Below are 25,854 nucleotides of genomic sequence, written 5' to 3'. Positions count from 1 at the left end.
GCGCGGGCCGCGCCCGTCCCCCCGGCGGGCGCGGCCGTGCGACGGTGCCGCGCCCGACCCCCGTGCGGGCGTGGCACCTGGTCCGGACGAGTACTGCGTGTCTTTGGACGTGAGCGCTGTACCACTGTGCGACGGGAGGACGGGGTTGTTCCAGGGTTTGCCGCTTGGCGCAAACCTTACGGTCCCCGGCGGGCCCCGCCTGCCCCGTCCGTCCCGGTCCGGCCGGATCAGTCCGAAAGGTGACCGTTCAGCAGGGCCATGCCCAGATGCGTCGCGCGGTGGCGCACGGACTGGCCGGCGCGCCGTGTCTCCAGCAGGCCCGCCGAGCGGAGCACGGACGCGTGGCGGCTGACGACCGGGAGGGCGACTCCGGCGCGGGCCGCGATCTCCGTGGTCGTGCCGGGCGTGGCGGCCGACTCCAATATGGCCGCGCGCGTACGGCCGAGCAGGGCGACGAGCGGGGACGGGCCGCCCGGGGCCGCGCCGTCGGCGGGGAGGCCCGGGGTCAGCCAGCCCAGCTGCGGCTGGAGCGGGTAGACCAGCACCGGCGGGCGGTCCGCGTCCAGGAGCGTGATCGGCTGGATGCGCAGGAAGAGGGACGGGACGAGGACGAGGCCGCGGCCCTCCAGGTGGAGGTCCTGGTCGGCGTAGACCGGGAGGTGCAGCACCGGCGCCTCCCAGCGTGCCCGCGGGTGGAGCTCCGCGAGCAGCCGGTCGACACCGCCGGTCAGCAGGGCTCTGGCGCGCCGGTCGCGGTCCGCCTCGGCGTGCGCGCGCATGCGCTCCTGGTACGGCGCGAGCGCCACCCGGTGGTACGCGGTGATCGCCTCGCCGAGCTTGCCCAGGGCCGGGGCCGTGGCCTCCGCCAGGTCGCGGGTCCAGGCTGTCGGCCGGGTCTCGCTCGCCAGTGTGGCCAGATCCGCTCGCAGGGCGGTGCGCGGTGTGGACAGCAGACGGTCCAGCTGGGTCGTGAAGCCCGCCTCGCCGCGGCCCGGAGTGAGGAAGTCCGGCGAGTAGCCCCACGGCCGGGCCAGCTCCATGAGCAGCCGGGCCGACGCGGGCAGCGCGGCGCGCGTCCTGCGCCGCCATTCGCTGAACGCCAGCGAATCGTCCGTCTCCTGCAGCGTGTGCAGGCTCAGCAGCACGTCCCAGAGCGGATCGGCGCGCTCGGCGACGGTGATGTTGCGCAGGTCCTCGCTGGAGAAATGGATGCGCAGCATGAGCCCCCCTTCACGTAAAGGGACGATAAGCATGTGCGAGTGGCGTAATCCAGCGGCATATTGGGCCGGATCAAGTCATTTTTCGTGCCGTTCCCGTTCGTCCCGTCAGGTCGTGGGGCCGCCGTCCAGCTCGACGCCCTCCACGAAGTGGTCGAACTCCCCGGCCTGCACCCCCAGCACGAACGCGTCCCATTTGCGGCGGTTGGTGGTGACGACGGTGTCCGGGTCGCTGGTCTCGCGGAGGTAGACGGGCGCCTCCCCGTCCTCCCCCGCTCCGAAGGCGATCTCGATCCAGGGGCCGGGGCCCTCGGCGTCCTCGGGAGCGGCGCGGATCCAGTCGAGCTCGGCGGGGATGTCGGACACGGTGGCTTCCCTTCCGGAAGGTGAGTGGGGACACGTCCGTCCCCCGGGTGTTCCGGTCGATGCCCGGCCGCGGGCGACGCCCCGTCGGGCCGCCCCTCACGGGCCCCGCCCGCCGCGCGGTCACCGTCCGACTCCCGACCGTGACCGGACACTTCCGGGGCCACCGTATCCCCGTCCTGGAACCGCGGCCTCCACCCACCCCGCGGTCCCGGGGCCTCGGGCGCCTTCCGGGTCCCCGGGAGGGTCGGACCCCCGCCGGCCGGGTACGGAGGCGCAGCTGAGTGATCGTTCCCCATCCGACCCACCGCACATACACTCGTTGCGGTGTACTCCCCCAGGGTGAAGGGTGGTTGACGGTGCGTAAGGCGTGGATCGTGGCGGGCGCCGCTCTGGGCGCCGGACTGAGCTTCGTGATGGTCCTCGTCGTGGGCGTGTACCTGGTCGCCGGGAACCTCGCCGGCGGTACCGGCGGCGGACCCGTCGCACTCGCCAAGGGATCCGTTCCCGCCGCTTACCAGAAACTCGTGCAGGAATGGGGCAATCTGTGCGACGCCATCAATCCCGCGCTGCTCGCCGCGCAGCTGTACCAGGAGAGCGGGTTCAATCCGCAGGCGCAGAGCCACGCGGCCGCCCAGGGCATCGCGCAATTCATTCCGGGCACCTGGGCCACGCACGGAATCGACGCCAACGGTGACGGTACCCGGGACGTCTGGGACCCGGAGGACGCGATTCCCTCGGCCGCGTCGTACGACTGCGATCTCGCCAAGTACGTGAAGAGCGCTCCCGGGGACCCGACCGAGAACATGCTCGCCGCCTACAATGCGGGACCTGACGCGGTGATCCGGTACGGGGGCGTCCCTCCGTACACGGAGACCCAGAACTACGTGCAGCGGATCACGACCCTGGCGGAGAGTTTCGCGGCGCCCGTGACCCGGGTGGACCCCTCGGAGCAGGCCGCCGCGGCCATCTCGTACGCGCAGGAGAAGCTCGGCACGCCCTACCTGTGGGGCGGCAACGGAACCGCCGACCACGGCGGGCGCTTCGACTGCTCGGGGCTGACCAAGGCCGCGTACGAGACGGTGGGCGTCGAACTGCCCCGGGTGGCCAACGACCAGTACAACGCCGGGCCGCATCCGCGGCGGGACGAGTTGATGCCGGGAGACCTCGTCTTCTTCTCCGACGACCTCACCAACTCGCGGGCCATCCGGCACGTGGGCATCTATGTCGGGGGCGGGTACATGATCAACGCACCGCGGCCCGGAGCCGTCATCCGTTTCGATCCGATCGACACGCCGGATTACTTCGGCGCGACCCGGGTCACCGAGGACGGCGCGAAAGCATTGCCGACATCGGTGTGATGTCACGTAATTCCGCGTAAACCCCTGCCCTGAGCTGCGGGGACGTGTCTCTCTTGGATAACGTCTCAGTGATCATTCAGTGGAGGGTGGAACGTTGTCCGGTGGACTGTGCGTTCCTTTCGACGTAGCGCGTTGACGCGTTCGCGAACGTATCGGTTTCGTTCGCTGGACGAGGTGGGCGGCTCTACGGCCACGGGGGTGGCAGCGGCCGCACACACGGGTGCGGACGCGGAGCACGGGAACAGATGACGAAGGGGCCGCTGCACGATGGCTGGTGCACTCGCCGAGTCCGCGACGCTCACCGGAGCGCATTCCGGGGCGTATCTCGCCGAGTCCGGGTCCAACCCCGACGTCGAGTTGCTCTACGACATCAACGGGCTGGCGAAGGACGCGCCGGGCTGGTTCGACCACATCATGACGTTCGTCGGTGAGTACGGCCTGCTGCTCGCCACCGTGCTGATGGTGGTGTGGTGCTGGTGGGGCGCCCGGCGCCGGCCCGACGCCGCCGCGTCCGTGGCCGCGCTGGTGTGGGTGCCGCTCGCCGCCGGCGTCGCGGTGCTCATCAACGTCCCGATACGCAACTTCGTGGAGCGCCCGCGGCCCTTCCTGGACCATGACGGCCTCGAGGTCCTGATCGACGGCAAGACCGACTACTCCTTCGTGAGCGACCACGCGACGCTGACCATGGCGATGGGCGTCGCCCTGTTCCTCGCCAACCGGAAGTGGGGATTCGTCGGCCTCGTCTTCGGCGTGCTCGGCGGCTTCCTGCGGATCTACATGGGCGTGCACTACCCGACGGACGTCATCGGCGGCTTCGCCCTCGGCACGGCCGTGGCGCTGCTGCTGTCGCCGGTGGCCATGGCGCTGCTCACCCCGGTGACGAAGGCGATCGAGCGGTCGCCGCGGGTGGGGTGGCTGGTCCGGGCCCGGGGCGCGCAGGGCCAGGGCGTCGTCCCCGGTGCGCGCGTCGAGCCGCCGGCGGGGCAGCGGGACCTCGCCGCCTGAGCGGTACGCCGCCACGGCGCCGTCAGAGCGCCTGCGGGAACGAGAAGAAGCGCTCCGGGTCGTACTTCTTCTTCACGTCGGCGAGGCGCGACGCCGCCTCGCCGTAGTACGCCTCGCGCCAGCCGGTGAGCGTGGGGTCGGTGTAGTTCTGGTACGCGGCGCCCGAGGCGTACCGGGACATCGCCCGGTGGACCGAGCCGAGCCAGGACTCGGCCGTCGTCCCGGAGCCGTCCGCCGGCCAGGAGACGAGGTACTGGGCCAGCGTCCGGGAGCGGCGGTGGACGAACGACGTCGCCGTGGGGGAGACCCGGTTGACCGCCCCGCCGAGCGCCGTGAAGGCGACGCTGCCCGTGCCGCCGCGCACCCCCGACACCTGGTCGAGCAGGGCCTGGACGCCCGCCGCCGGGATGGAGCGGTCGAAGAAGTCCGAGCGGGCCGCGTACGTCTCCCGCTTCAGGGCGCCCGTCTCCGTACGGCCCGGGGTGGTGCCCGGCAGGTGGCACCGCGCGTCCGTGTCGTACGACGAGCAGCCCGCGTACACCTCCATGGACTCCTCGTAGGAGTGCCGCCGCAGGGAGACGGCGCTCGCCGGTGCGCCGATGCGGTCCGCCAGGCGGTCCACCGCGTTCTGCAGCTCGCCGTACGTGCCGAGGGAGAACGCCGAGACGGAGACCGTCGGGGTGCCGCCGGCCGCGCCCGCCACGTGACAGGTCGACCAGATCTCGTCGGGCTGGTCCGGGCCCCACTCCTGCCAGGCCGTGACCACGTCGGCGGCCCTGGACCACGGCCAGCTCAGGTCCGCGGTGACGGACTGCGGCGCGGGGTGGGTGCGGAAGCGGAGCTCGGTGACGACGCCGAAGTTGCCGTTGCCCGCGCCGCGCAGCGCCCAGAACAGGTCGTCGTGCTCGTCCCCGTCCGCCGTGAGCTGCTCGCCGTCGGCGGTGACGATCGTGGCGGCGGTGAGGCTGTCGCAGGTCAGGCCGTACGCGCGGGAGGCCACGCCGTGGCCGCCGCCGAGGGTCAGGCCCGAGACGCCGACCGTGGGGCAGGAACCCGCGGGGATGGTGACGCCCTTCGCGGCGAGAACGCGGTAGACGTCGATCAGCTTGGCGCCGGCGCCGACCACCGCCTCGTTCGCGGAGGCGCGGACGCCGGAGAGCCGGGAGACGTCGATCACCAGGCGGCCGTCGCCGGAGGACCAGCCCGCGTAGGAGTGGCCGCCGTTGCGGATCGACACCCGCACGTCGTGCGCCTTCGCGTAGGAGAGGAGGGTGCGGATGTCCTCCGCGTGGGCGGCGTAGGCGACCGCGGCCGGCTTCAGGCCGTCGAAGCGGGTGTTGTAGAGCTGGGCGGCCGTCGTCCAGGAACCGTCGCCGGGGCGGAGGAGCTCGCCGTCGAGGCCGCCGGCCAGCGCCCGCCAGTCGGCCGCGGCGGACCGGGTCGGGGTGGCCGCCCCGGTGCTGGGGGCGGCCGTGGTGCCGGACGCGGGTGCGCCGGTGGCGTCGGGGGTGGCCGCGCCGCCACCGGAGCAGGCCGCCGTGGCCGCCGCCGTGAGGACGGCCGCGCCACCGCCGATGAACGTGCGCCGTTGCATGTGCGCCTCCCGCTGCGTGTGCGCTGGTCCTGTGTGGGTTTTCCGCCGATTCCGTGCTGTCCTCCGTCGGTCCCGTGGTGCTAGACGGACCCTTGCCGGCAGGGGTTCCACCGTGGCGGGTGGCACGACGGTGTGGTAGCGCGTGCCACCCCTGTTGTCCCGCGCTGCAACCACCGCGTGTCCTTGATGTGAGCGTTCCGTGACCTCACCGCACCGACGGCAGGGGTTCACCCGGCGTTCACTCTCGACCATCGGCCACTTCACCTGATCTGCCTAATTTCGGCCTTACCCGGTGCGGGATGCGAGCCGAAAACGCGGCGCGCGGCTCGCGACGAGAGCAGCCTGAGGGTGGGGGGCGGGACACGATGGGGGGTCCCGAACACGGCCCACAGGACTCACCGACATTTCGCACGCCGCCAGGTGGTCGGCGGCTTCAGGAAGGAACCATCGAAAGTGAAGCTTCAGCGCAAGAACCGGCTGCGCACCCTTTCCCTCGGCGCTGTGGCCGTCTCCAGCGCCCTGGCCCTGACGGCCTGCGGTTCCGACGACGCGGGCACCGAGGCCGGCGGCGACAGCAGCTCGGCGGCGTCCAACAGCAACATCGACTGCGGTGACGCCAGTGGGCAGTTGCAGGCTTCCGGCTCCTCCGCGCAGAAGAACGCCGTGGACGCGTGGGTCAAGCAGTTCGCGGCCGCGTGCAAGGACGTGCAGATCAACTACAAGCCCGACGGTTCGGGCGCCGGCATCACCGCCTGGCTGCAGGGGCAGACCGGCTTCGCCGGTTCGGACTCCGCGCTCGACGCCGACGAGGTCAAGGAGTCGCAGAGCACCTGCACGGACGGCCAGGGCATCAACCTGCCGATGGTCGTCGGCCCGATCGCCGTGGGCTACAACCTCGAGGGTGTCGACAACCTCGTCCTGGACGCCCCCACCCTCGCCCAGATCTTCGACAGCAAGATCACCAACTGGAACGACGAGGCCATCAAGAAGCTGAACCCCGACGCGGAGCTTCCCGACCTCAAGATCCAGGCCTTCCACCGCTCGGACGAGTCCGGCACCACGGAGAACTTCACCAAGTACCTCCAGGCCGCCGCCCCCGACGACTGGAAGTACGAGCCCGAGAAGGCGTGGGCCGCCAAGGGCGGTCAGTCCGCCCAGGGCTCCTCCGGTGTCGCCCAGGGCGTGAGCTCGACCGCGGGCGCCATCTCCTACATGGAGATGTCGTACGCCAAGGAGGGCATCAGCACGGTCGCCATCAAGACCGGTGCCGCCGAGCCGGTCGAGGTCAACACCGAGAACGCCACCAAGTCCCTCACCGAGGCCAAGGTCGTCGGCACGGGCAAGGACCTCGCGCTCGAGCTGAACTACACGCCCGAGGCCGAGGGTGCCTACCCGATCACCCTCGTCACGTACGAGATCGTCTGTGACAAGGGCAACAAGGCGGAGACCCTGCCCGCCACCAAGGCCTTCCTGAACTACGCCGCCTCCGAGGACGGCCAGGACCTGCTGTCGGACGCCGGCTACGCGCCGGTCCCCGACGAGATCATCACCAAGGTCCGCGAGACCCTCGCGAACCTGAGCTGACCTGAGTGTGCGGCCCGCTCCGCGTGCCGGAGTGGGCCGCGCACCGTCCGGTGCACCGCCGCCAGGAGCCACCGCACGTCGCGGTGGGCTCCGCTTCAGAGCCGCCGTCCCCGCGGCTCCGCAGACCGGAGAACCCGATGGATGTAACGACACAGAACACGACCTCACCACCGTCCGTCCCACCGCCGCCCACCACGGAGCAGAAGCGCGCCGCCAGGGCCGCCACCCGCCCCGGAGACCGTGTCTTCCTCGGTCTCTCCCGCGGGTCCGGCATCTTCCTGCTGGCCCTCATGGCGGCGATCGCCGTCTTCCTGGCCTGGCGGGCGATCATCGCGATCAGCGAGGACGAGGCCAACTTCCTCACGACCTTCGAGTGGAACCCGACGGGCAGCCCGCCGGAGTTCGGCATCGCGGTCCTGGCCTTCGGCACCGTCGTGTCGTCGATCATCGCCATGGCCATCGCGGTCCCGGTCGCCGTCGGCATCGCCCTCTTCATCACGCACTACGCCCCGCGCAGGCTCGGCGGTCCCATCGCGTACGTGATCGACCTGCTGGCCGCGGTGCCGTCCATCGTCTACGGCCTGTGGGGCATCCTCTTCCTGGTGCCGCAGCTGAACGGCCTCTACGGCTGGCTGGACGACTACCTGGGCTGGACCGGGATCTTCGAGTGGCAGGGCGGTGCGCCGCGCTCGCTGTTCACCGTCGGCATCCTGCTCGCGATCATGATCCTGCCGATCGTGACCAACGTGAGCCGTGAGGTCTTCCGGCAGGTCCCGCAGATGCACGAGGAGGCGGCCCTGGCCCTCGGCGCCACACGCTGGGAGGTCATCCGCATGTCCGTCCTGCCCTTCGGGCGCTCGGGCATCATCTCGGCCTCGATGCTCGGCCTCGGCCGCGCGCTCGGCGAGACGATGGCGGTCGCCATGGTCCTGTCCGGGTCCCTCGACATCAACGCCAGCCTGCTCGACCCGGGCGGCGGCACGTTCGCCCAGAACATCGCCATCAAGTTCAACGAGGCCACCCAGATGGGCCGCGACGCGCTCATCGCCTCCGGTCTGGTCCTCTTCGTGATCACGCTGCTGGTGAACGGCGCGGCGCGCGCGATCATCGCCCGCCGCAAGGAGTTCTCGGGGGCCAACGCATGAGCCACGCAACCCTCACCCCCCAGCGCAAGAGCAGTCTGCGCGGCGCGAGCCTGCCGAAGTGGTTCCCGTGGGCGCTCGCCGCGGGCTCGATCGCCCTGGGCCTCGGCATCAGCGCCGCGGCCGGGCTGCACAGCAACATCCAGTGGGGCCTGATCGCCGCGGTCCTCTTCGTCCTCGGGTCGTACGGCATCGCCGCGAAGGTCGAAGGACGCCGGCAGGCCAAGGACCGGGTGGCGACCAGCCTCGTCTGGGTCTCGTTCATCCTCGCCGTCGTCCCGCTGGCCTCGCTCGTGTACGAGACCATCAGCCGCGGCGTGAAGGTGCTCGACGGCTACTTCCTCAGCCACTCGATGGGCGTGGTCACCGACACCGAGCCCGGCGGCGGCATCTACCACGCCGTCCTCGGCACGCTGCAGCAGGTCGGCATCGCCACCGTGATCGCCGTGCCGATCGGTGTGCTGACCGCGATCTACCTGGTCGAGTACGGCCGCGGCAAGCTCGCCAAGGCCGTCACCTTCTTCGTCGACGTCATGACGGGCATCCCGTCGATCGTCGCGGGCCTCTTCGTCCTCAGCCTGTGGATCATCACCTTCGGGATGGGCTACTCCGGCTTCGCCGGCGCGCTGGCCCTGACCATCCTGATGCTGCCGGTGGTCGTCCGCTCCACCGAGGAGATGCTGAAACTCGTCCCGAACGAGCTGCGCGAGGCCTCGCTGGCGCTGGGCGTGCCGAAGTGGCGGACCATCCTGAAGGTGGTGCTCCCGACCTCCATCGGCGGCATCACCACGGGCGTGATGCTCGCGGTCGCCCGTATCACCGGTGAGACCGCCCCGCTGCTGATGCTGGTGTGGACGACGAACTTCATCAACGCGAACCCCTTCGACGGCCCGCAGGGCTCGCTGCCGGTGTACATCTACCTGCAGTACGCCAACAGTGCCGGCCAGGGCGCGGCGTACGACCGCGCCTGGGCGGGGGCGCTGACGCTCATCGCCTTCATCATGATCCTGAACCTCGCGGCCCGCGGCATCGCCCGCTGGAAGGCCCCGAAGACCGGTCGCTGACGCGGCCATCAGCGACCAGTTTTCCCCTCGAAAGAAGCAGTGATTCACATGGCCAAGCGCATCGATGTCAGCGGCCTCAACGCCTACTACGGCTCCTTCCTGGCCATCGAGGACATCTCGATGACCGTCGAGCCCCGCTCCGTGACGGCCTTCATCGGCCCGTCCGGCTGCGGCAAGTCCACCTTCCTGCGCACACTGAACCGGATGCACGAGGTGACGCCCGGCGGCCGGGTCGAGGGCAAGGTCATGCTCGACGACGAGAACCTGTACGGGACCGGGATCGACCCGGTGTCCGTGCGGCGTGAGGTCGGCATGGTCTTCCAGCGGCCGAACCCCTTCCCCACGATGTCCGTCTACGACAACGTGGCGGCGGGCCTGAAGCTGAACGGCTCCTACAAGAAGTCCCAGCTCGACGACATCGTCGAGAAGTCGCTCAAGGGCGCCAACCTCTGGAACGAGGTCAAGGACCGCCTGAACAAGCCGGGCTCCGGTCTCTCCGGCGGCCAGCAGCAGCGTCTGTGCATCGCCCGCGCGATCGCGGTCGAGCCCAACGTCCTGCTGATGGACGAGCCCTGCTCCGCGCTCGACCCGATCTCGACCCTCGCGATCGAGGACCTGATCGGCGAGCTGAAGGAGCGGTTCACGATCGTCATCGTGACCCACAACATGCAGCAGGCGGCGCGCGTCTCCGACCGCACGGCCTTCTTCAACCTGGCCGCGGTGGGCCAGCCCGGCAAGCTGATCGAGATCGACGACACGGAGCGCATCTTCTCCAACCCGTCGGTCCAGGCCACGGAGGACTACATCTCCGGCCGCTTCGGCTGACCGGCGGCCCCCGCCGTACCGGACCCCTCGCGGTGCTGCATGGCGGTGCCATCGCGAGGACCGAGGGCCCGCCCTTCCGGCTCCCGGGGGGCGGGCCCCGCACGTGGAGACGCCGGACGGGCCGACACCGGTCGGCCCGTCCGGCGTTCTCTTCGTGGGGCGGTGGGGGCCCGGGTCCTACAGGACCACCAGGTGCACCAGCCCGTAGCAGGCCGCCGCCACCGCCGCGGCCGCCGGCATGGTGATGAACCAGCCCAAAATGATGTTCTTGGCGACGCCCCAGCGGACCGCCTTCACCCGCCTCGTCGCACCCACGCCCATGATCGACGAGGTGATGACGTGGGTCGTGGAGATGGGGGCGTGGAAGAGGAACGACGTGGTGAACATGATCGACGCACCGGTCGTCTCCGCCGCGAAGCCCTGCGGCGGGTCCAGCTCGATGATCTTGCGGCCCAGCGTCCGCATGATGCGCCAGCCGCCCGCGTACGTACCGAGCGAGAGCATCAGCGCACAGGCGATCTTGACCCAGATCGGGATCGGGTCGCCGTAGTCCTCGACGTCGGCGATGACCAGGGCCATCACCACGATGCCCATCGTCTTCTGGGCGTCCTGCAGGCCGTGCCCGAGGGCCATGCCGGCCGCCGACACCGTCTGCGCGATGCGGAAGCCGCGCTTGGCCTTGTGCGGGTTGGCCCGGCGGAAGATCCACAGGATGGCCGTCATCACCAGGTAGCCGGCCAGCAGGCCCACCACCGGCGAGACGAACATCGGAATGACGATCTTGTCGAGCACGCCTTGCCAGTAGACGGTCGTCCCGCCCGCCAGCGCCGCGCCCACCATGCCGCCGAACAGGGCGTGCGAGGAGGACGAGGGCAGGCCGAAGTACCAGGTGACCAGGTTCCAGGCGATCGCGCCGACGAGGGCGGCGAAGAGGATGCCCATCCCCGTCGCGCCCTCGGGCGTCTCGATCAGGCCCTCACTGACCGTCTTGGCCACACCGCTGCCGAGGAAGGCGCCCGCCAGGTTCATGACCGCGGCCATCGCCAGCGCGGCCTTCGGCGTGAGCGCCCGCGTCGAGACCGAGGTCGCGATGGCGTTCGCCGAGTCGTGGAAGCCGTTGGTGTACGTGAAGAAGAGCGCGACCCCGATGGTCACGACCAGAGCGAAGGTCTCCATGGACGGGTCAGGACTCCTTGACCGCGATGGTCTCCACCGTGTTCGCCACGTGCTCGAACGCGTCCGCCGCTTCCTCCAGCACGTCCACGATCTGCTTCAGCTTGAGCACCTCGATGGCGTCGTACTTGCCGTTGAAGAGGTGGGCGAGCAGCTTGCGGTGGATCTGGTCCGCCTGGTTCTCCAGCCGGTTGACCTCGATCCAGTACTCGGTGAGGTTGTCCATGGTCCGCAGGTTCGGCATGGCCTCGGCGGTGAGCTCGGCGGCCCGGGCGAGCACCTCGATCTGCTGCTCGACGCCCTTCGGCAGCTCCTCGACGTTGTAGAGGACGACCAGGTCGACGGCCTCCTCCATGAAGTCCATGATGTCGTCGAGGGAGGACGCGAGGGTGTAGATGTCCTCGCGGTCGAACGGCGTGATGAACGAGGAGTTGAGCTGGTGGAAGATCGCGTGCGTGGCGTCGTCACCGGCGTGTTCCGCGGCCCGCATACGCTCTGCGATCTCGGCCCGGGCGGAGGAGTCCGCCCCGAGCAGTTCCATCAGGAGCTTCGAGCCCGTGACGATGTTGTCCGCGGACGCGGCGAACATGTCGTAGAAGCTCGTCTCCCTGGGGGTCAGACGAAAGCGCACGTGGGGTCCTCAAGAGTGCTTCGGTTCGGTCAGGCTGATGCTAGGCGCAACATTCGGCCACGGCTAACGGGCCGTCCTCCAGTGTCGCCCATCAGGCAGAGCGATCGGCACGGGGGAGGTTCCGTCGGTTTCCGGGCTGTGAGCGAGGCCACGGCCAAGGGATCCTTACCCCGCGAAGTTCGTTACCATATACCCACCTGGGGTATATGCCCCTTACGTCTGTGGGAGGACGCAATGACGACCACCGAGGCCGGCGCGCCGGCGCCCTCCGGGACCGGCCCCGACACGGGCCCCGACGCCGTGGTGACCGATCACGACCGGGGCGTGCACGGGTACCACGAGCAGAAGGGCGAACACCTCAAGCGTCTCCGCCGTATCGAGGGCCAGATCAGGGGCCTGCAGCGGATGGTCGACGAGGACGTCTACTGCATCGACATACTCACCCAGGTCTCGGCCTCCACCAAGGCACTGCAGTCCTTCGCCCTGCAGCTCCTGGAGGAGCACCTGCGCCACTGCGTCGCGGACGCCGCGCTCAAGGGCGGGGACGAGGTCGACGCGAAGGTCGAGGAGGCCACGAAGGCCATCGGCCGGCTGCTGCGCACCTGAGCGCCCGCGCACCCGGAGGCGGGGCGGGGGCGGCACGCCGGACGGGCGTGTCGCCTACGCGCCCCTGCGCCGGGGTGCGTCCTCGCGGGGGTCGGTGGCGCGTTCCTCCCCCACCCGCAGTACCTCGTCGATGCGGGCCGGGCTGAGCCGGTCCCCGCGGGCGGCCGACGCCGCGATGATCAGTTCTCCGCAGAGCTCGATCTCGGCGAGGGCCACGTGGTCCTGAACCGCCGTACCGCCTGCCGGAGCCACGTGCATCACCTCTCCTCCGCCGTTGCCGACTTCCTAGGGTAGGGAGCGCCCCACACACCGCGCATGGCACCAACGGGCTATTCCCCGGCACCCGACCGGGCAACGTCCACGTGGTCCGGCCACGTATCGGCCAGGGACCGGGCCGGCCGGGGTGCCCGTCAGTTCTCGGCGATCTTCCCCGCGTACATGTCCTCCGGCCTCGGCAGGCTCACGGCGACGGGGACGCCGAAGTCGAACAGCAGCGTCGTGGAGGCGACCGCGACCGTGGCCGCGTCGCCCTGCCGCCCGTTGAGGTAGCTGAACCGGTGCCGCACCTTCCTGATGCGGCCCCGGTCGTCGAGGTACGCGTCGAAGCGGACCTCGGGACTGGCGAACCCTTTCGCTGCCGCCCGCAGCGAGCCCCGGTTGCCCTTCGAGGCCAGTTCCGCGGCGCGCGCGAGGTCGGCCGTGCCCCGGTAGTGGCGCACGGGAGCACCCGCGACCTCGGCCTCGCCGACGTACGTGGCGGTCCGCGTCCCGCGCAGCACCTCGGCCGCGGCGAGCGGGTCGGTGGCGCCGCCGGTGACGAGGTTGCCGTCGGAGAGGGCGGCGGTGTCGACACGGACCCATTTGTCGGCGGGGACCCCGGCGCCGCGGTTCTTCATGAACAGGGCGCCCGGCGCGAGCAGCTCGGTGATCGGCCGGCGCTCGGAGGTGCCGGCGGCGTCCTGCGGGAGCCGCACCATGAGCCGGCCGCGCCGCTCGGCGTAGTCGTACACGCCCTCGCCGCGGATGGTGACGCGGGTGCCGCCGGTGGCCATCTCCATGGACGTACGGGCCTGGGAGGTGCCGGCGCGCACCAGCGCGCCCGCGGCCTGCCGCATCAGCTCGACCGGTTCGACCCCGGCGCGCGCGTCACCGGAGAGCGGGATGGACCGGCAGCCGGCACCGCACACCATGACGAGCCCGGCCGCGACGACCGCGGCACCCGCCCTCGTCCACGTCCGGCTCCGCCCGGGCGGAGGGTTCCCCATGAGCGGGGAGACCCGTCCGTGCTGCCGCGCCACCATCGTCTCGACCCCCAGCCGGTCCGTCCCGGGCCTTCTCGTCGCCGGGTCAACGACGGAGCGGGGGGTGCCGTCACGCGCCCGGCCGGCCGTTCACCTACGGCGGGTACCGTGCCCGGCGTGGCACAGCAGGATGAGAGCGCACCCCTCCAGGACGACCCCGAGCACCACCCGACCACCGTCGAGCAGGGACGGTTCTGTCTGGCCCGGTGCACCTGCGGCTGGCGGGGACCGGCGCGCAGGGCGCGGAGCCGGGCCCGGACGGACGTGGCGGAACACCTGGCGGGGAGCACGGGGCCTTAGGGCGTCAGCAGCGCCCTGGTCCGCGGCCCCAGCGCCGCCGGAGGACCGTCAGCAGGTCGTCCACCAGGGCGCGGTCGCGGGGCTGGGTGAGGCGGTCGCGGGCCCCGTCCGGCGGGAGCCAGACGATGCGGTCCACCTCGTGGCTCGGCTCGAAACGGCCGCCGAGCGCCTCGGCCGACCAGTAGCTGACCTGCTTGGGACGGCCGTCGACCAGGTAGTGGGCCGTGGGGAGCCGGTGACCGGGCGCGCAGCGGTGGCCGGTCTCCTCCGCCACCTCGCGCAGGGCACCGGCCAGGGCGTCCTCACCGCGCTTCAGCTTCCCCTTGGGGAAGGACCAGTCGTCGTACTTCGGCCGGTGGACCAGGCAGAGCTCCAGGTCCCCGGTGGTGGGGGAGCGGCGCCACAGGACGCAGCCCGCCGCGAGGACCGTGTCGTCGGTCACGGGGTACTCACCGGTCACAGGACACTCACCGCCTCCTCCTGCCAGCACTGCTGGAACGCGAACCGGGCCGCCTCCACCTCGTGCCGCTGGTCGGCGTGGAGGACGCCGAGCGCGTACGCCGTCGCGGGGGCGATGCGCGGGGTGCGGGCCGCCGACGCCGCCGCGGCCGCCGCCTCGGAGGCGTCCCGGTGCCGGTTGAGCGCCTCGCCGGCCGCCGGCAGCCGCATGTCGACCGGGGCGTCCGGGTGCTCGACGAGTTCGCGGGCGTAGCGGTACAGGCGGAGCAGCAGCCGCACCTGGTGCCAGGGGGCGTCCTGGGGGTGCGGGGCGGCGTCGGGGGAGAGGCCGTGGACGAGGGCCTCGGCGTTGTACGGGCTGCCCGCGGTGACCAGGGGCAGTCCGGTGACCGCGGCGCTGAGGCGCTCGTGGGCGGCCCGGGCGAGCGGGCGCAGATCGGCGGTGGACGCCGCGGGGGTGAGCGGCACCTCGCTGGCGAGGACGGCCACGCCGTCGGCGACCGCGTGGAAGCGGGCCGAGCCGAGGGCCTGGAGCGCCGCCGAGTGGGCGCGGGTGCGGGCGAGGGTGAGCTGCCGGTCGAGGAGGGCCCCCGCCTTGGCGGCGCCGACGGTCAGGGCGCCCTTCGCGGTGCCGTTGGCCACCGCCGGCGCGGTGCCCCGGGGCCGGCCGGGGAGGGCCGCCGTCCCCGACAGCCGGTTCAAGGCCGCCACCAGGCGCTCCAGGCGTGCCGCGTAGGCGTGCTCGCGGGCCAGCGTGCCGGAGAGCCAGGCCAGTTCCGGGCGGATGCGCTCGGACCAGTCGGCGTCGAGCAGCGGCCGGAAGGTGTGCAGGGTGCCGCTGATGCGGCGGGCCGAGCGGCGCAGGGCGAGTGCCGCGTCGGCGGCCTCGTCACCGTCCTTGCCGTCGGCGGCCCCGGACCTCTCCGCCTCCGCCCGCGCCGCCGGCCTGGCGCGGGCGGCGGACCCGCCGTTGCCTCCCGCCTCCTGGTGGGCGCGCAGGGCCCGGAGGAACTCCGTAGCCTGGGCCCGCAGATAGGCGGGGAGGACGTCGGGCAGGGTCCCGGCCGTCGGTCCCGTGGGGTCAAGGTGTCGCTGTACCACGCCGGCGCCTCCGGGCGTCAATGAGCATCTCCTGGACGTTGCGCAGGGGTTGTCCCTCGGCGTCCGTCGCGTGCCGGGTCCACTCGCCGTCCGGGCCGAGGTGCCAGGACGCGGTGGTGTCGGACATCCCGGTCTCCAACAGGCGGTCGAGGGAGGCCCGGTGGGCCGGGTCGGTGACCCGTACCAGTGCCTCTATGCGGCGGTCGAGGTTGCGGTGCATCATGTCGGCGCTGCCGAGCCACACCTCCGGCTCGCCGCCGTTGCCGAAGAGGAAGATCCGGGAGTGTTCCAGGAAGCGGCCGAGCACGGACCGCACCCGGATGTTCTCCGACAGGCCGGGGACGCCGGGCCTCACCGCGCAGATCCCGCGGACCCACACGTCCACCGGCACGCCCGCCTGGGAGGCGCGGTACAGGGCGTCGATGACCGCCTCGTCCACCATCGAGTTGACCTTGATGCGGACGTACGCGGGGTGGCCGGCCTGGTGGTGCTGGATCTCCTTGTTGATGCGGGAGATCAGCCCGTCGCGCAGGGACTTGGGGGCCACCAGGAGCCGGCGGTAGGTCTCGCGGCGGGAGTAGCCGGAGAGCCGGTTGAACAGGTCGGAGAGGTCGGCGCCCACCTGCGGGTCGGCGGTCAGCAGGCCCAGGTCCTCGTAGAGCCGGGCCGTCTTCGGGTGGTAGTTGCCGGTGCCCACGTGGGAGTAGCGGCGCAGGGTCTCGCCCTCCTGGCGCACCACCAGTGACAGCTTGCAGTGCGTCTTCAGCCCGACCAGCCCGTACACGACGTGGCAGCCGGCCTCCTCCAGCTTGCGGGCCCACTTGATGTTGGCCTGCTCGTCGAAGCGGGCCTTGATCTCGACCAGCACGAGGACCTGCTTGCCGGACTCGGCGGCGTCGATGAGCGCGTCCACTATCGGGGAGTCGCCCGAGGTCCGGTACAGGGTCTGCTTGATGGCGAGCACGTCCGGGTCACCCGCGGCCTGCTCCAGGAACGCCTGCACGGAGGTGGAGAACGAGTCGTACGGGTGGTGCAGCAGGACGTCCCGCTCGCGCAGCGCGGCGAAGATGTCGGGCGCCGACGCCGACTCGACCTCGGCGAGGTCCCGGTGGGTGCCCGCGATGAACTTCGGGTACTTCAGCTCGGGCCGGTCGAGCTTGGTGATGCCGAACAGGCCGGTGAGGTCGAGGGGGCCGGGCAGCGGGTACACCTCGGCCTCGGAGACCTTCAGCTCCCGTACCAGCAGGTCGAGGACGTACCGGTCTATCGACTCCTCGACCTCCAGGCGCACCGGCGGCCCGAAGCGGCGCCGCATGAGCTCCTTCTCCAGGGCCTGGAGCAGGTTCTCGGTGTCGTCCTCCTCGACCTCCAGGTCCTCGTTCCGGGTGAGCCGGAAGGTGTGGTGCTCCAGCACCTCCATGCCCGGGAAGAGTTCCTCCAGGTGGGCCGCGATGACGTCCTCGATCGGCACGTACCGGTTCGGCGAGGCGTCCAGGAAGCGGGAGAGCAGCGGCGGCACCTTGACGCGCGCGAAGTGCCGGTGGCCGCTGACCGGGTTGCGGACGACGACGGCCAGGTTGAGCGAGAGTCCCGAGATGTACGGGAAGGGGTGCGCCGGGTCGACGGCCAGCGGGGTCAGCACCGGGAAGATCTGGTGGCGGAACAGGGTGAAGAGGCGGGCCTGCTCCTTCTCCGTCAGCTCGCTCCAGCGGACCAGGTGGACGCCCTCCTCGGCGAGCGCCGGGGCCACGTCCTCCTGATAGCAGGCGGCGTGACGGGCCATCAGCTCCCGCGAGCGCGCCCAGATCATCTCCAGCACCTCGCGCGGCTGGAGCCCGGAGGCGGAGCGGGTGGCGACGCCCGTGGCGATGCGGCGCTTCAGACCGGCCACCCGGACCATGAAGAACTCGTCCAGGTTGCTGGCGAAGATGGCCAGGAAGTTCGCTCGTTCGAGGAGGGGGGTGTTCGGGTCCTCGGCGAGTTCGAGGACGCGCTCGTTGAAGGCGAGCCAGCTGCGCTCCCGGTCGAGGAACCGGCCGTGGGGCAGCTGGGTGCCGTCCTGCGCGTCCTCGTAGGCGTCCAGGTCGGCGTCGAGGTCCGGCTCCAGATCGGAGACCGCGGCGGTCACCGTGTGCGGACGGTGAGCGGCTATCGAGCCCACGGAGGGCTGCACGTGCTGGACCGGGGCCTGGGCGTTGGGCTGGCTCATGTCCCCATTGTTCCCCGCCGGCGAGGGGACGGGCGTGTCGGAACGAGCTGGCGGGAGGGCGGCGGGAAACGTGCCGCGCCCCGCGCTCTCCCCGTTCGGCGGGAGCGGCGAGGGCTCGGGTACGGCGGGGCTCATTGAGCGAGCTTCGCAAGGCCGTCTGAATCGACGGTTACGGCGACATGACGTACGGGATAGCGGGGGGAGGACCGCAGGGGCCGCCAAGGGCGCCCCCCACGGGCACCGTCAGGCCGTACGGCGGCGGAGCAGGGCGAACGCGGCGACCGTGAGCGCGGCGGCTACGGCGAGCACGATGCCGGTCTCCATGAGCTGGAGCGGCCAGAAGTGCGAGGAGGGATGGTAGTCGCGGTAGAAGCCGACGATGTCGTGCCGGGCGAGGCAGGCGGCGTCGTCGATGCAGATCGGGTCCGGGACGCGGGCGCCGGTGGAGGTGAGGGCGCCGTCGCCCAGCACCATGCCGGTCCAGGCCGGGTAGCCGTCCGTGAGGGTGCTGGTCAGCGTCTTGGCCGGCCACAGGTGGGGGCGCAGGGAGCCGAGCACGGTGAGCAACAGCAGCAGGCTCGCCCAGGCCAGGCCCAGTGCGGGCAGGACGCGTCGCGCGAGCAGCCCGGCGAGGGCGCCGACGACGAGGCCGAGCAGCGTGTAGGCGGTGAGGAGGGTGCCGTTGGTGACGTAGATCTCCTCGTGGTGCCACTCCATGCCCATCGTCGCCCACAACGTGCCGTTGGCCGAGAAAACCAGCCGGTGCAGCAGCGTGAGGGCGACCGTTCCAGTGGCGAGGAGGGCGGCCGGCACGGCCAGCTCGGCCGCGAGCCAGCGGGTCGGCGATACCGACTGGGTCCAGGCGAGGGCCGCCGTACCGTGCTCCAGTTCGCGGCCGATCAGGGCGGCGCCCGCCCAGGCGGCGGTCAGCAACGGCGCCAGGGTCAGCAGCACGGTGCCGAAGGCGGCCACCGTGCTGTACCGGTTGTACGCGGGACCTGACGAGAAGTCGCAGGGCGCGTCCGCGCCCGGCCGGTCGCAGCTGTCCGCCCAGTACTCCTTCCACGCGGCGTCGGCCCCCGGCCCGTACACCCAGAGCAGCGCCCCGGCGGCCACGACCAGCAGCAGCATCCAGAACCACAGCGCCGAGCGGTGCAGGCGCAGCACCGTGTGGACCAGGCCCCGGAAGGCGGTGGGCGGGGTCTCCGCGGTGGGTTCCACGCGGGGTTCCGTGGTCGTCGCGGTCATACGGCGGCCTCCTTCGGTCCGTCGGTCAGCGTGAGGGCGGGCGCGTCCGGCGAGCGGAGGTGGCCGAGGACCAGTTCCTCCAGGCTCGGTTCGCTGCGCGACAGCTTCCCGCCGACCGGCCCCCGCGGGCGGACCAGCGCGGTGAGCTGGCGTCCCGTCGTCCGGGACTCGACCACCGTGTGCGGGGCGAGGTCGGTGTCGGGGCCGGTGACCAGGGTGTGCGCGGCGAGCAGGTCGTCGATGGGGCCCGCGAGCCGGACCCGGCCGCCGCCGACGAGGAGCAGGTGGTCGCAGGAGCCCTCCAGCTCGGCGATCACGTGCGAGGACATCACGACGGTCGTGCCGTGCTCGGCGGCGTCCGCCATCAGGGCGCCCATGAGCTGGTGGCGTGCGAGGGGGTCGAGGTCGGCCATCGGCTCGTCCAGGAGGAGCAGTTCGGGCCGCTTGCCGAGGGCCAGGGCGAGCGCGACGCGGGTGCGCTGGCCGCCGGAGAGGGTGCGCACCTTGGCGTCCGGGTCCAGGTCGCCGTCGGCGACGACGCGCTCGGCCGTGGCCGCGTCCCAGCGCCGTGTGTTGAGGTCCCGGCCCATGCGCAGGGTCTCGGCGACGGTGAGCTGGGGGTACAGGGGCTTGTCCTGGGCGACGTACGCGACGCGCTCGCGGGCCGCCGCCGGGGTCGTGCCGAGCACGGTGACCGTGCCCTCCGTGGGCCGCAGCAGTCCGGCGGCGAGGGCGAGCAGCGTGGACTTGCCCGCGCCGTTCGGTCCGGCGACCGCGCACACGCGTCCCGTCGGCAGCCGGAAGGTGCACTCGTGCAGCGCCCGTTTCCGCCGCCGCCCGAACGTCCTGCCCAGTCCGGCCGCCTCGATGGCGGTGTCGGTCATGTCATGTCCCCCTTGCCGTGGTCGTGCTGGTCGTGCGGGAAGTGCTGGTCGAGCACGGAGGTGAAGAGCGCCGCCACGTCGTCCCGTTCGAGTCCGGCGGAGCGGGCCCGGTCCGCCCAGGCCGCCAGTTCCGCGCGGAGCGGGGAGTCGGCGGGCGTGGTGTTCAGCGACTTCCGCACGAACGTGCCGAGGCCGCGGCGGGCCTCGACCAGACCCTCGCGCTCCAGCTCGCGGTAGGCCTTGAGCACGGTGTTCGGATTGATCGCGGTGGCTTCCACGACCTCGCGGGCCGTGGGCAGTTTGTCGCCGGGCCGCAGCAGGCCGAGGCGCAGTGCCTGCTTCGTCTGCTGGACGATCTGTACGTAGGTGGCGACGCCGCTGCGCCGGTCGATGCGGTATTCGACCACTCGCTCAACCACCCTTTCACTAATTGAGTAGTGAAAGGGTGCTGCAAGAGAGGGGGCGGCGTCAAGCTCGCCGCCCCCTCGGGGTGTTCCGTGGTGTTATGGGCCGCTCACGTCTCCGTGCGGTACATCAGGTCCGTCTCGTGCGTGACGAAGCCCAGCCGCTCGTACACGGCCACCGCGGCCTTGTTGTCCGCGTCGACGTACAGCATCGCGGTCGGCAGGCCCCGCCCGGCGAGGTGCCGCAGGCCGACGGTGGTGAGCGCCCGGCCGAGACCGCCGCCCTGCGCGCCGGGGCGCACGCCGACCACGTACACCTCGCCCAGCCCCTCCCCCTCGTGCACCTTGGTCCAGTGGAAACCGATCACCTCGCCGCCGCGCTCCGCGAGGAAGAAGCCGGACGGGTCGAACCACGACTCCGCCTTGCGGTCGTCGAGGTCGCGCTGGGTCAGGGAGCCCTGCTCGGGGTGGTGGGCGAAGGCCTCGGCGTTCACCGCGAGCCAGGCGGCGTCGTCCTTGCCGGGCACGAAGGGACGGATCGTGACGCCCTCGGGCAGCGCCGGCTCCGGCGGGTCGAAGTCCGCCAGCGGGCGGCGCATCTGGCGCAGCTCGCGGAACAGGGTGAGGCCGAGGACCTGTGCGAGGTGCCGGGCGGCGGAGTGCCCGCCGTGCGCCCACACCCGTACCCGCTTGCCGGACTCGTTGAGCAGCGCGGCTCCGAGGGCGCGCCCGTGGCCGTGACCGCGGTGGGCGGGGTGGACGACCAGTTCGGCGGCCGGGGCCTCCACCGGGTCGGTGTCCTCCAGCTGGGCATAGCCGGCGAGGGTGCCGTTCACGGTGAGGAGCAGGTGCCGGACGCCCTCCCGCCGGCCGCCGCGCAGCTGGAGCCGGCCCTGCTCGGACACCGCCATCTGCCCGTCGGCCCGGGCCGCCTCGGTGAGCAGTGCGGACACGGCCTCGATCTGGTCGGCGCTGGGCGCGGCGAGGCTCTCGATGCTGCGGGCGGGGCCCTGGGGGGCGGTGTCGTGGCTGGTCATGAGTACGAGGGTAGGCCCGGTGGGGTGCGCGGGAACAGCGTGGGGTTTAGCCCGGATCAGCCCGGGTCGCGGTGAATCTCCCGCGAAGGTCATCAGGCCGTAACCCGGCTCCCCCTGTCGCGCTACGCGCGTCGACCCTAGGCTGCGCCGGGACGGGGTCCCACTCATCGGGTTCTCGGACTCTCGACCTCCCAGGGGAGCAGATGTCAGCCGCCACACCCCACCCGCAGCGCCGCAGACGCCGTACGCACCGCGTCGCCGCCGCGGCCGCCGGTCTCGCCACGGCCGGTGCCCTCGTCGCCGCGCTCCCGGCCTCGGCCGGTGACACGAAGGCGCAGGGGCACGGCCACGGCAAGCCCGGCCACTCCAAGGACCGCTACCAGGACGTGCAACTGCTGTCCTTCAACGACCTGCACGGCAACCTGGAGCCGCCGACCGGGTCCTCCGGGCGCGTCACCCACGCGCACGAGGACGGCACGACGGAGACCGTGGACGCGGGCGGCGTCGAGTACCTGGCCACGCACCTGCGCCAGGCGCGCAAGGGCAACGCGTACTCCGTGACCGCGGCCGGCGGTGACATGGTCGGGGCCTCCCCGCTGCTGTCGGGCCTCTTCCACGACGAGCCCACCATCGAGGCGCTGAACAAGCTGGACCTCGACGTCACGAGCGTCGGCAACCACGAGTTCGACGAGGGCGCCAGGGAACTGGCCCGGCTGCAGAACGGCGGCTGCCACCCCACCGACGGCTGCTACGAGAAGAAGAAGTTCAAGGGCGCCGACTTCCCGTACCTCGCGGCGAACGTGCTGGACGAGAAGACCGGCAAGCCGGTCCTCGAGCCGTACTGGGTGTGGAAGAAGAAGGACGTCAAGATCGGCTTCATCGGGGTGACCCTGGAGGACACGCCGGGCATCGTCTCCGCCGAGGGCGTCAAGGGCCTGAAGTTCAAGGACGAGGTCGAGACGATCGACAAGTACGCCAAGGAGCTGGAGCGCCAGGGCGTCAAGTCGGTCGTCGCGCTCATCCACGAGGGCGGCCTGCCCGCCTCCTCCGCGTACAACTACGACTGCGACACCCCGGGCGGCGGCGCCGGCGTCTCCGGCCCGATCGTGGACATCGCGAAGAACATCACGCCGAAGGTCGACGCGCTGGTCACCGGCCACACGCACAACGCGTACGCCTGCACGATCGACGACCCGGCGGGCAACCCGCGCACGGTCACCTCGGCCGCGTCCTTCGGCCGTCTGTACACGGACACCACGCTGACGTACGACCGCCGGACCGGCGACATCGCCCGTACGGCGGTGGAGTCCGCGAACCACGTGGTCACCCGGGACGTGCGGAAGGCGCCCGACATGACCCGGCTGATCGAGAGGTGGAGCGCGCTGGCCGCCCCGATCGGCAACCGCGCCATCGGCCACATCTCGGGCGACATCGGCAGCACCGGCACGGAGTCCCCGCTCGGCGACCTGATCGCGGACGCGCAGCTCGCGTACGGCAGGGAGTTGGACCCCGCGACCGACCTCGCGCTGATGAACCCCGGCGGCATCCGCGCCCCGCTCACCTACGCGGCCTCCGGCGCGGAGGGCGACGGCGTGGTGACGTACGCGGAGGCCTTCACGGTCCAGCCGTTCGCCAACACGGTGAACCTGCGCACCTACACGGGCGCCCAGCTCGTCCAGGTGCTGAAGGAGCAGGTGAGCGGCGCCAACGCGGCCTCGCCGAAGATCCTCCAGGTGTCGGCCGGGCTGACCTACACGCTCGACCTGACCAAGTCGGGCGCCGACCGCGTGGTCACCGACTCGATCCGGCTGAACGGGGAGCCCGTCGACGAGGCGGCCACGTACCGCGTCGCGATGAACAGCTTCCTCGCGGGCGGCGGCGACGGCTTCACCACGCTGGGCGAGGGCGCGGACGAACTGGTCGGCGCGGACGACCTCCTGGCGCTGGAGCAGTACCTGGTGGCCAACTCCTCGGCGGGCAGCCCGCTGGCGCCACCGGCGGCGGACCGGATCACCGTCGTGCGCTGAACCACCGCGCTGTCGTACGACGGCCCCGCACCCCACGCGGAGTGCGGGGCCGTCGCACGGTCGGAGACGCTCAGGACGCCGTCGGCGTCCAGTCGCCCAGCCAGTCCGCGACCTCCTGGCCGGCGGCCTGGGAGTCGGTCAGGTGCGGACGGTTGCTGCTCGCGGCGCCCGAGCCGGCGCCGGTGTTCCTGTACTCGGCGAACCGGTCGTCCTTCCACGAGAAGCCGCTCATGTCGGTCCACGGCGTGGACCTGATCGCGGCGCTGAGCGTGGAGTCGCGGACCGTGGTCTGCGGGTCCAGCGCGGCGTCGCCGCCCGCGTGCCACGGCCGGCCCAGGTAGAAGCTGGACGCGGACACGTCACCGTTCACGGTGGACCGGTTGATCAGGAAGCCCTTGCGGTTCGCGGCCGTGCTCGGCGCGGTGATGTACCCGGCGGACGACCCGTCCCAGCGCTTCTTCAGCGTGATGACCGACCGGTCGATCACCGCGGTGGCCCGCCCGAAGATGAAGTCGACGTTGCCGACGACGTACGAGTTGGTCAGGTAGACCCGGCCCAGCTTGTCCTTGGCCGCGGTGTCCAGGAGCAGGGTGTCCTGGTCGCCGTTGACGATGATCGAGTCGAGGAACACCTTGTCGGCGGCGGTGCGCAGGGCGACCGCCTGGTGCCCGCTGAGGCTCTGGTTCCGCGCCTCGTCGAAGTCGTTGGTGATGGTGAGGTTGCGGGCCTGGAAGTTGTCGGCCTCCACGGCGACGGTGGCGCTGCCGCTGGTGCCGTACGTGCCCGAGCCGTCGGGCTTCTGGGTGCCGGCCGCGTTGTTGTAGACGATCACCGTGTCGTTGCGGCTGCCGCCGGTGCCCTGGATGGTGACGTGCGGCTTGTTCGAGGGCACCTTGACCAGCTCGCGGTAGGTGCCCGGCTTGACGGCGATCACCACGCGGGAGGAGTTGTTGGCCGGTACGGCGTTCACGGCGGCCTGGACGGTCGTGTACTGGCCGCTGCCGTCCTTGGCGACGGTGAGGGTGGTGGCCGCGGCGGCCAGGGTGCTCGCCGTGGCTCCCGTACCGATCGTGCTCCGCGGACCGGCACCCGACTTGAGCAGCGAGGGCACGTTCGCCGCCGCGTCGAGCGTGTAGGTGTAGTACGCCTTCGGGTCGAACGCCGTGCCACCGCTCTCGTTGCGCCCGCTGGTGCCCGAGAAGACGTTCCCGCGCTGCACGATCGCCGCCGTGCTGTCCTTCTGCACCGGGTTCTTGAAGCCCTGGAAGTAGGAGTTCTCCAGGACCATCTTCGTGGACCCGCGCGCGTAGTTGCCGTACGAGGAGTTGATGCTCGTCCCGGCGGTGTCCTCCAGGTAGTTGTTGTAGAGGTGCGCGTGCGCGATGTTGTCGGCGGAGGGGTTGCGCTGCTCGGTCTCGCGGATCCAGTTGTGGTGGATGGTGAGGTCGGCGGTGACGTTCTCCGTCCAGCCGATGCCGAAGGCCTTGTTGTTCTGGCTCATCCGGTTCCAGGACACGGTGACGTACGTGGTGTCCTTGCGGCTGTCGATCAGCCCGTCGGCCATGTTCCGCAGGTCGTTGTGGTCGATCCAGACGTGGTGCGCGCCGTCCATCTGGATGGCGTCGAAGTCGTGGTCCTTGTCGTTCCAGACGCCCTGGTACGCGTCCCGGATCGTCAGGTTCCGGATGATCACGTTGTGCACGCCGGTGCCGAGGAAGAACCCGCCGCCGACGATGTGCCCGGAGGTGCCCGACCCCACGATCGTCTTGTCGGAGGCGACCTTGATCTCCTTGCCGACGGGGTTCATGTCGATGGCCGCCGCGACGACGATCACGTACGGCTCGGGCGCGGTGGCGTACTTCTCCAGGTCCGCGAGCGTCCTCACAGTGACGGTCTGGCCGCCCCGCCCGCCGTACGTCCCGTTCTGCCCCAGGGCGTTGACCGAGGCGAACCCGTCGGCCACGTCGGAGGCCCAGGCGGGCGCGGCGGCGACGGGGGCCGTGGCGGCCCGCGCCTGTACGCCCTCGTCGACGATCCCGAGCCCGTCGCCGTACGCCATCGTCCCGGCGGCGACGAGGGCCAGCGGGACCCCGGCCATCAGGGGAGCGGTCCTCCGTCTACGGTGCAGTGCCTTGCCGCGGATCTCCGTCATGCGCCGATTCCGTTCCGTGCGGGGGGATGGGTGCCCGCCGTGACGGGCGGGCCGTCCCCTGGTGGGCGCCGGTCGCGGAAAGGTTGCCGGGGGCCCGGAGGCCGCTCCGGGCGATCGGGGAGCCACCAGGTCGATGACGTCGACCACGACGTGACGGTCGGACACGA

Annotated in this window: 24 protein-coding genes; 9 read left to right on the top strand and 15 right to left on the bottom strand. The window is 71.5% G+C overall.

Annotation, left to right across the window (positions count from 1 at the left end; translation table 11 throughout):
* Positions 1-227: 227 nt before the first annotated feature.
* Both UW392_RS43270 and UW392_RS43265 read right to left on the bottom strand, forming a co-directional pair.
* Positions 228-1,220, bottom strand: coding sequence for a winged helix-turn-helix domain-containing protein (locus tag UW392_RS43270; RefSeq protein ID WP_320780787.1), 993 nt, complete (start codon positions 1,218-1,220; stop codon positions 228-230).
* 105 nt (positions 1,221-1,325) lie between these two features.
* Positions 1,326-1,583: a DUF397 domain-containing protein gene (locus UW392_RS43265; RefSeq protein WP_320780786.1), complete on the bottom strand. Its 258-nt coding sequence runs from the start codon at positions 1,581-1,583 to the stop codon at positions 1,326-1,328.
* Positions 1,584-1,939: 356 nt separating this feature from the next.
* On the opposite strand from UW392_RS43265, the gene UW392_RS43260 reads away from it, so the two are divergent.
* Positions 1,940-2,941: a bifunctional lytic transglycosylase/C40 family peptidase gene (locus UW392_RS43260; protein ID WP_320780793.1), complete on the top strand. Its 1,002-nt coding sequence runs from the start codon at positions 1,940-1,942 to the stop codon at positions 2,939-2,941.
* Between the two features lie 267 nt (positions 2,942-3,208).
* Positions 3,209-3,946 carry a phosphatase PAP2 family protein gene (locus tag UW392_RS43255; protein WP_320780785.1) on the top strand — a complete coding sequence of 246 codons (738 nt, stop codon included), beginning with the start codon at positions 3,209-3,211 and terminating at the stop codon, positions 3,944-3,946.
* 22 nt (positions 3,947-3,968) lie between these two features.
* On the opposite strand, the gene UW392_RS43250 is transcribed toward UW392_RS43255, so the two are convergent.
* A complete protein-coding gene (locus tag UW392_RS43250; RefSeq protein ID WP_320780784.1) occupies positions 3,969-5,540 on the bottom strand; it encodes an FAD-binding oxidoreductase in 1,572 nt (523 codons plus the stop codon).
* A gap of 453 nt (positions 5,541-5,993) precedes the next feature.
* On the opposite strand from UW392_RS43250, the gene pstS reads away from it, so the two are divergent.
* The 4 genes from pstS to pstB all read left to right on the top strand — a co-directional run bounded on the left by pstS (position 5,994) and on the right by pstB (position 10,155).
* A complete protein-coding gene (pstS, locus tag UW392_RS43245) occupies positions 5,994-7,124 on the top strand; it encodes a phosphate ABC transporter substrate-binding protein PstS (protein WP_320780783.1) in 1,131 nt (376 codons plus the stop codon).
* Between the two features lie 137 nt (positions 7,125-7,261).
* Complete coding sequence (pstC, locus tag UW392_RS43240) at positions 7,262-8,269, top strand: phosphate ABC transporter permease subunit PstC (protein ID WP_320780782.1); 1,008 nt, start codon at positions 7,262-7,264, stop codon at positions 8,267-8,269.
* Complete coding sequence (gene pstA / locus UW392_RS43235) at positions 8,266-9,330, top strand: phosphate ABC transporter permease PstA (protein WP_320780781.1); 1,065 nt, start codon at positions 8,266-8,268, stop codon at positions 9,328-9,330. Before pstC ends, pstA begins: the two co-directional genes overlap by 4 nt.
* Positions 9,331-9,378: 48 nt before the next feature.
* Complete coding sequence (pstB, locus tag UW392_RS43230) at positions 9,379-10,155, top strand: phosphate ABC transporter ATP-binding protein PstB (RefSeq protein ID WP_320780780.1); 777 nt, start codon at positions 9,379-9,381, stop codon at positions 10,153-10,155.
* A 177-nt stretch (positions 10,156-10,332) separates the two neighbouring features.
* Here pstB and UW392_RS43225 read toward each other — a convergent pair whose 3' ends face one another.
* Positions 10,333-11,331, bottom strand: a complete 999-nt coding sequence (locus tag UW392_RS43225) for an inorganic phosphate transporter (RefSeq protein WP_320780779.1) — start codon at positions 11,329-11,331, stop codon at positions 10,333-10,335.
* 7 nt (positions 11,332-11,338) lie between these two features.
* The gene (locus UW392_RS43220; RefSeq protein WP_320780778.1) at positions 11,339-11,959 is read right to left on the bottom strand and encodes a DUF47 domain-containing protein; all 621 of its coding nucleotides are present in this window, start codon (positions 11,957-11,959) and stop codon (positions 11,339-11,341) included.
* A gap of 234 nt (positions 11,960-12,193) precedes the next feature.
* Between UW392_RS43220 and UW392_RS43215 the strand changes: the two genes are divergently transcribed.
* Positions 12,194-12,565, top strand: coding sequence for a metal-sensitive transcriptional regulator (locus UW392_RS43215; RefSeq protein ID WP_320780777.1), 372 nt, complete (start codon positions 12,194-12,196; stop codon positions 12,563-12,565).
* A 54-nt stretch (positions 12,566-12,619) separates the two neighbouring features.
* Here UW392_RS43215 and UW392_RS43210 read toward each other — a convergent pair whose 3' ends face one another.
* Positions 12,620-12,823 (bottom strand): hypothetical protein, encoded by a 204-nt coding sequence (locus tag UW392_RS43210; protein ID WP_320780776.1) that lies wholly within the window; start codon positions 12,821-12,823, stop codon positions 12,620-12,622.
* Between the two features lie 152 nt (positions 12,824-12,975).
* Positions 12,976-13,830, bottom strand: a complete 855-nt coding sequence (locus UW392_RS43205) for a hypothetical protein (protein ID WP_320780775.1) — start codon at positions 13,828-13,830, stop codon at positions 12,976-12,978.
* A 153-nt stretch (positions 13,831-13,983) separates the two neighbouring features.
* Between UW392_RS43205 and UW392_RS43200 the strand changes: the two genes are divergently transcribed.
* Entirely contained in the window at positions 13,984-14,166 is a 183-nt protein-coding gene (locus UW392_RS43200) for a hypothetical protein (protein WP_320780774.1), read from the top strand.
* 4 nt (positions 14,167-14,170) lie between these two features.
* Here UW392_RS43200 and UW392_RS43195 read toward each other — a convergent pair whose 3' ends face one another.
* The 7 genes from UW392_RS43195 to mshD form a co-directional block, all read right to left on the bottom strand.
* On the bottom strand, positions 14,171-14,608 hold the full coding sequence (locus tag UW392_RS43195) for an NUDIX hydrolase (RefSeq protein WP_320780773.1): 438 nt from the start codon (positions 14,606-14,608) through the stop codon (positions 14,171-14,173).
* A 14-nt stretch (positions 14,609-14,622) separates the two neighbouring features.
* Positions 14,623-15,726: a CHAD domain-containing protein gene (locus UW392_RS43190; protein ID WP_320780772.1), complete on the bottom strand. Its 1,104-nt coding sequence runs from the start codon at positions 15,724-15,726 to the stop codon at positions 14,623-14,625.
* Positions 15,707-17,935: an RNA degradosome polyphosphate kinase gene (locus tag UW392_RS43185; protein WP_320780771.1), complete on the bottom strand. Its 2,229-nt coding sequence runs from the start codon at positions 17,933-17,935 to the stop codon at positions 15,707-15,709. Before UW392_RS43185 ends, UW392_RS43190 begins: the two co-directional genes overlap by 20 nt.
* Before the next feature lie 243 nt (positions 17,936-18,178).
* A complete protein-coding gene (locus UW392_RS43180) occupies positions 18,179-19,183 on the bottom strand; it encodes an ABC transporter permease (RefSeq protein WP_320780770.1) in 1,005 nt (334 codons plus the stop codon).
* On the bottom strand, positions 19,180-20,067 hold the full coding sequence (locus tag UW392_RS43175) for an ABC transporter ATP-binding protein (protein WP_320780769.1): 888 nt from the start codon (positions 20,065-20,067) through the stop codon (positions 19,180-19,182). The genes UW392_RS43180 and UW392_RS43175 overlap by 4 nt, the downstream gene beginning before the upstream one ends.
* The gene (locus tag UW392_RS43170) at positions 20,064-20,474 is read right to left on the bottom strand and encodes a GntR family transcriptional regulator (RefSeq protein ID WP_320780768.1); all 411 of its coding nucleotides are present in this window, start codon (positions 20,472-20,474) and stop codon (positions 20,064-20,066) included. Before UW392_RS43170 ends, UW392_RS43175 begins: the two co-directional genes overlap by 4 nt.
* Before the next feature lie 107 nt (positions 20,475-20,581).
* On the bottom strand, positions 20,582-21,508 hold the full coding sequence (gene mshD, locus UW392_RS43165) for a mycothiol synthase (protein ID WP_320780767.1): 927 nt from the start codon (positions 21,506-21,508) through the stop codon (positions 20,582-20,584).
* A 203-nt stretch (positions 21,509-21,711) separates the two neighbouring features.
* Between mshD and UW392_RS43160 the strand changes: the two genes are divergently transcribed.
* Positions 21,712-23,535, top strand: a complete 1,824-nt coding sequence (locus tag UW392_RS43160) for a bifunctional metallophosphatase/5'-nucleotidase (protein WP_320780766.1) — start codon at positions 21,712-21,714, stop codon at positions 23,533-23,535.
* Between the two features lie 70 nt (positions 23,536-23,605).
* Here UW392_RS43160 and UW392_RS43155 read toward each other — a convergent pair whose 3' ends face one another.
* The gene (locus UW392_RS43155) at positions 23,606-25,687 is read right to left on the bottom strand and encodes a pectinesterase family protein (RefSeq protein WP_320780765.1); all 2,082 of its coding nucleotides are present in this window, start codon (positions 25,685-25,687) and stop codon (positions 23,606-23,608) included.
* Between the last annotated feature and the right edge of the window lie 167 nt (positions 25,688-25,854).

It is taken from the genome of Streptomyces sp. CRN 30 (assembly GCF_034105845.1).
The sequence above is the reverse complement of the archived record's forward strand: the minus strand, read 5'-3'. Positions and strand labels throughout refer to the sequence as shown.

Excerpts from the sequence above, each read along its gene's own strand:
- UW392_RS43270 (WP_320780787.1), bottom strand. The coding sequence starts at position 1,220 with ATGCTGCGCATCCATTTCTCCAGCGAGGACCTGCGCAACATCACCGTC.
- UW392_RS43255 (WP_320780785.1), top strand. The coding sequence starts at position 3,209 with ATGGCTGGTGCACTCGCCGAGTCCGCGACGCTCACCGGAGCGCATTCC.
- UW392_RS43250 (WP_320780784.1), bottom strand. The coding sequence starts at position 5,540 with ATGCAACGGCGCACGTTCATCGGCGGTGGCGCGGCCGTCCTCACGGCG.
- pstC (WP_320780782.1), top strand. The coding sequence starts at position 7,262 with ATGGATGTAACGACACAGAACACGACCTCACCACCGTCCGTCCCACCG.
- pstA (WP_320780781.1), top strand. The coding sequence starts at position 8,266 with ATGAGCCACGCAACCCTCACCCCCCAGCGCAAGAGCAGTCTGCGCGGC.
- pstB (WP_320780780.1), top strand. The coding sequence starts at position 9,379 with ATGGCCAAGCGCATCGATGTCAGCGGCCTCAACGCCTACTACGGCTCC.
- UW392_RS43225 (WP_320780779.1), bottom strand. The coding sequence starts at position 11,331 with ATGGAGACCTTCGCTCTGGTCGTGACCATCGGGGTCGCGCTCTTCTTC.
- UW392_RS43215 (WP_320780777.1), top strand. The coding sequence starts at position 12,194 with ATGACGACCACCGAGGCCGGCGCGCCGGCGCCCTCCGGGACCGGCCCC.
- UW392_RS43210 (WP_320780776.1), bottom strand. The coding sequence starts at position 12,823 with ATGCACGTGGCTCCGGCAGGCGGTACGGCGGTTCAGGACCACGTGGCC.
- UW392_RS43205 (WP_320780775.1), bottom strand. The coding sequence starts at position 13,830 with ATGGGGAACCCTCCGCCCGGGCGGAGCCGGACGTGGACGAGGGCGGGT.
- UW392_RS43185 (WP_320780771.1), bottom strand. The coding sequence starts at position 17,935 with ATGAGCCAGCCCAACGCCCAGGCCCCGGTCCAGCACGTGCAGCCCTCC.
- UW392_RS43180 (WP_320780770.1), bottom strand. The coding sequence starts at position 19,183 with ATGACCGCGACGACCACGGAACCCCGCGTGGAACCCACCGCGGAGACC.
- UW392_RS43175 (WP_320780769.1), bottom strand. The coding sequence starts at position 20,067 with ATGACCGACACCGCCATCGAGGCGGCCGGACTGGGCAGGACGTTCGGG.
- mshD (WP_320780767.1), bottom strand. The coding sequence starts at position 21,508 with ATGACCAGCCACGACACCGCCCCCCAGGGCCCCGCCCGCAGCATCGAG.
- UW392_RS43160 (WP_320780766.1), top strand. The coding sequence starts at position 21,712 with ATGTCAGCCGCCACACCCCACCCGCAGCGCCGCAGACGCCGTACGCAC.
- UW392_RS43155 (WP_320780765.1), bottom strand. The coding sequence starts at position 25,687 with ATGACGGAGATCCGCGGCAAGGCACTGCACCGTAGACGGAGGACCGCT.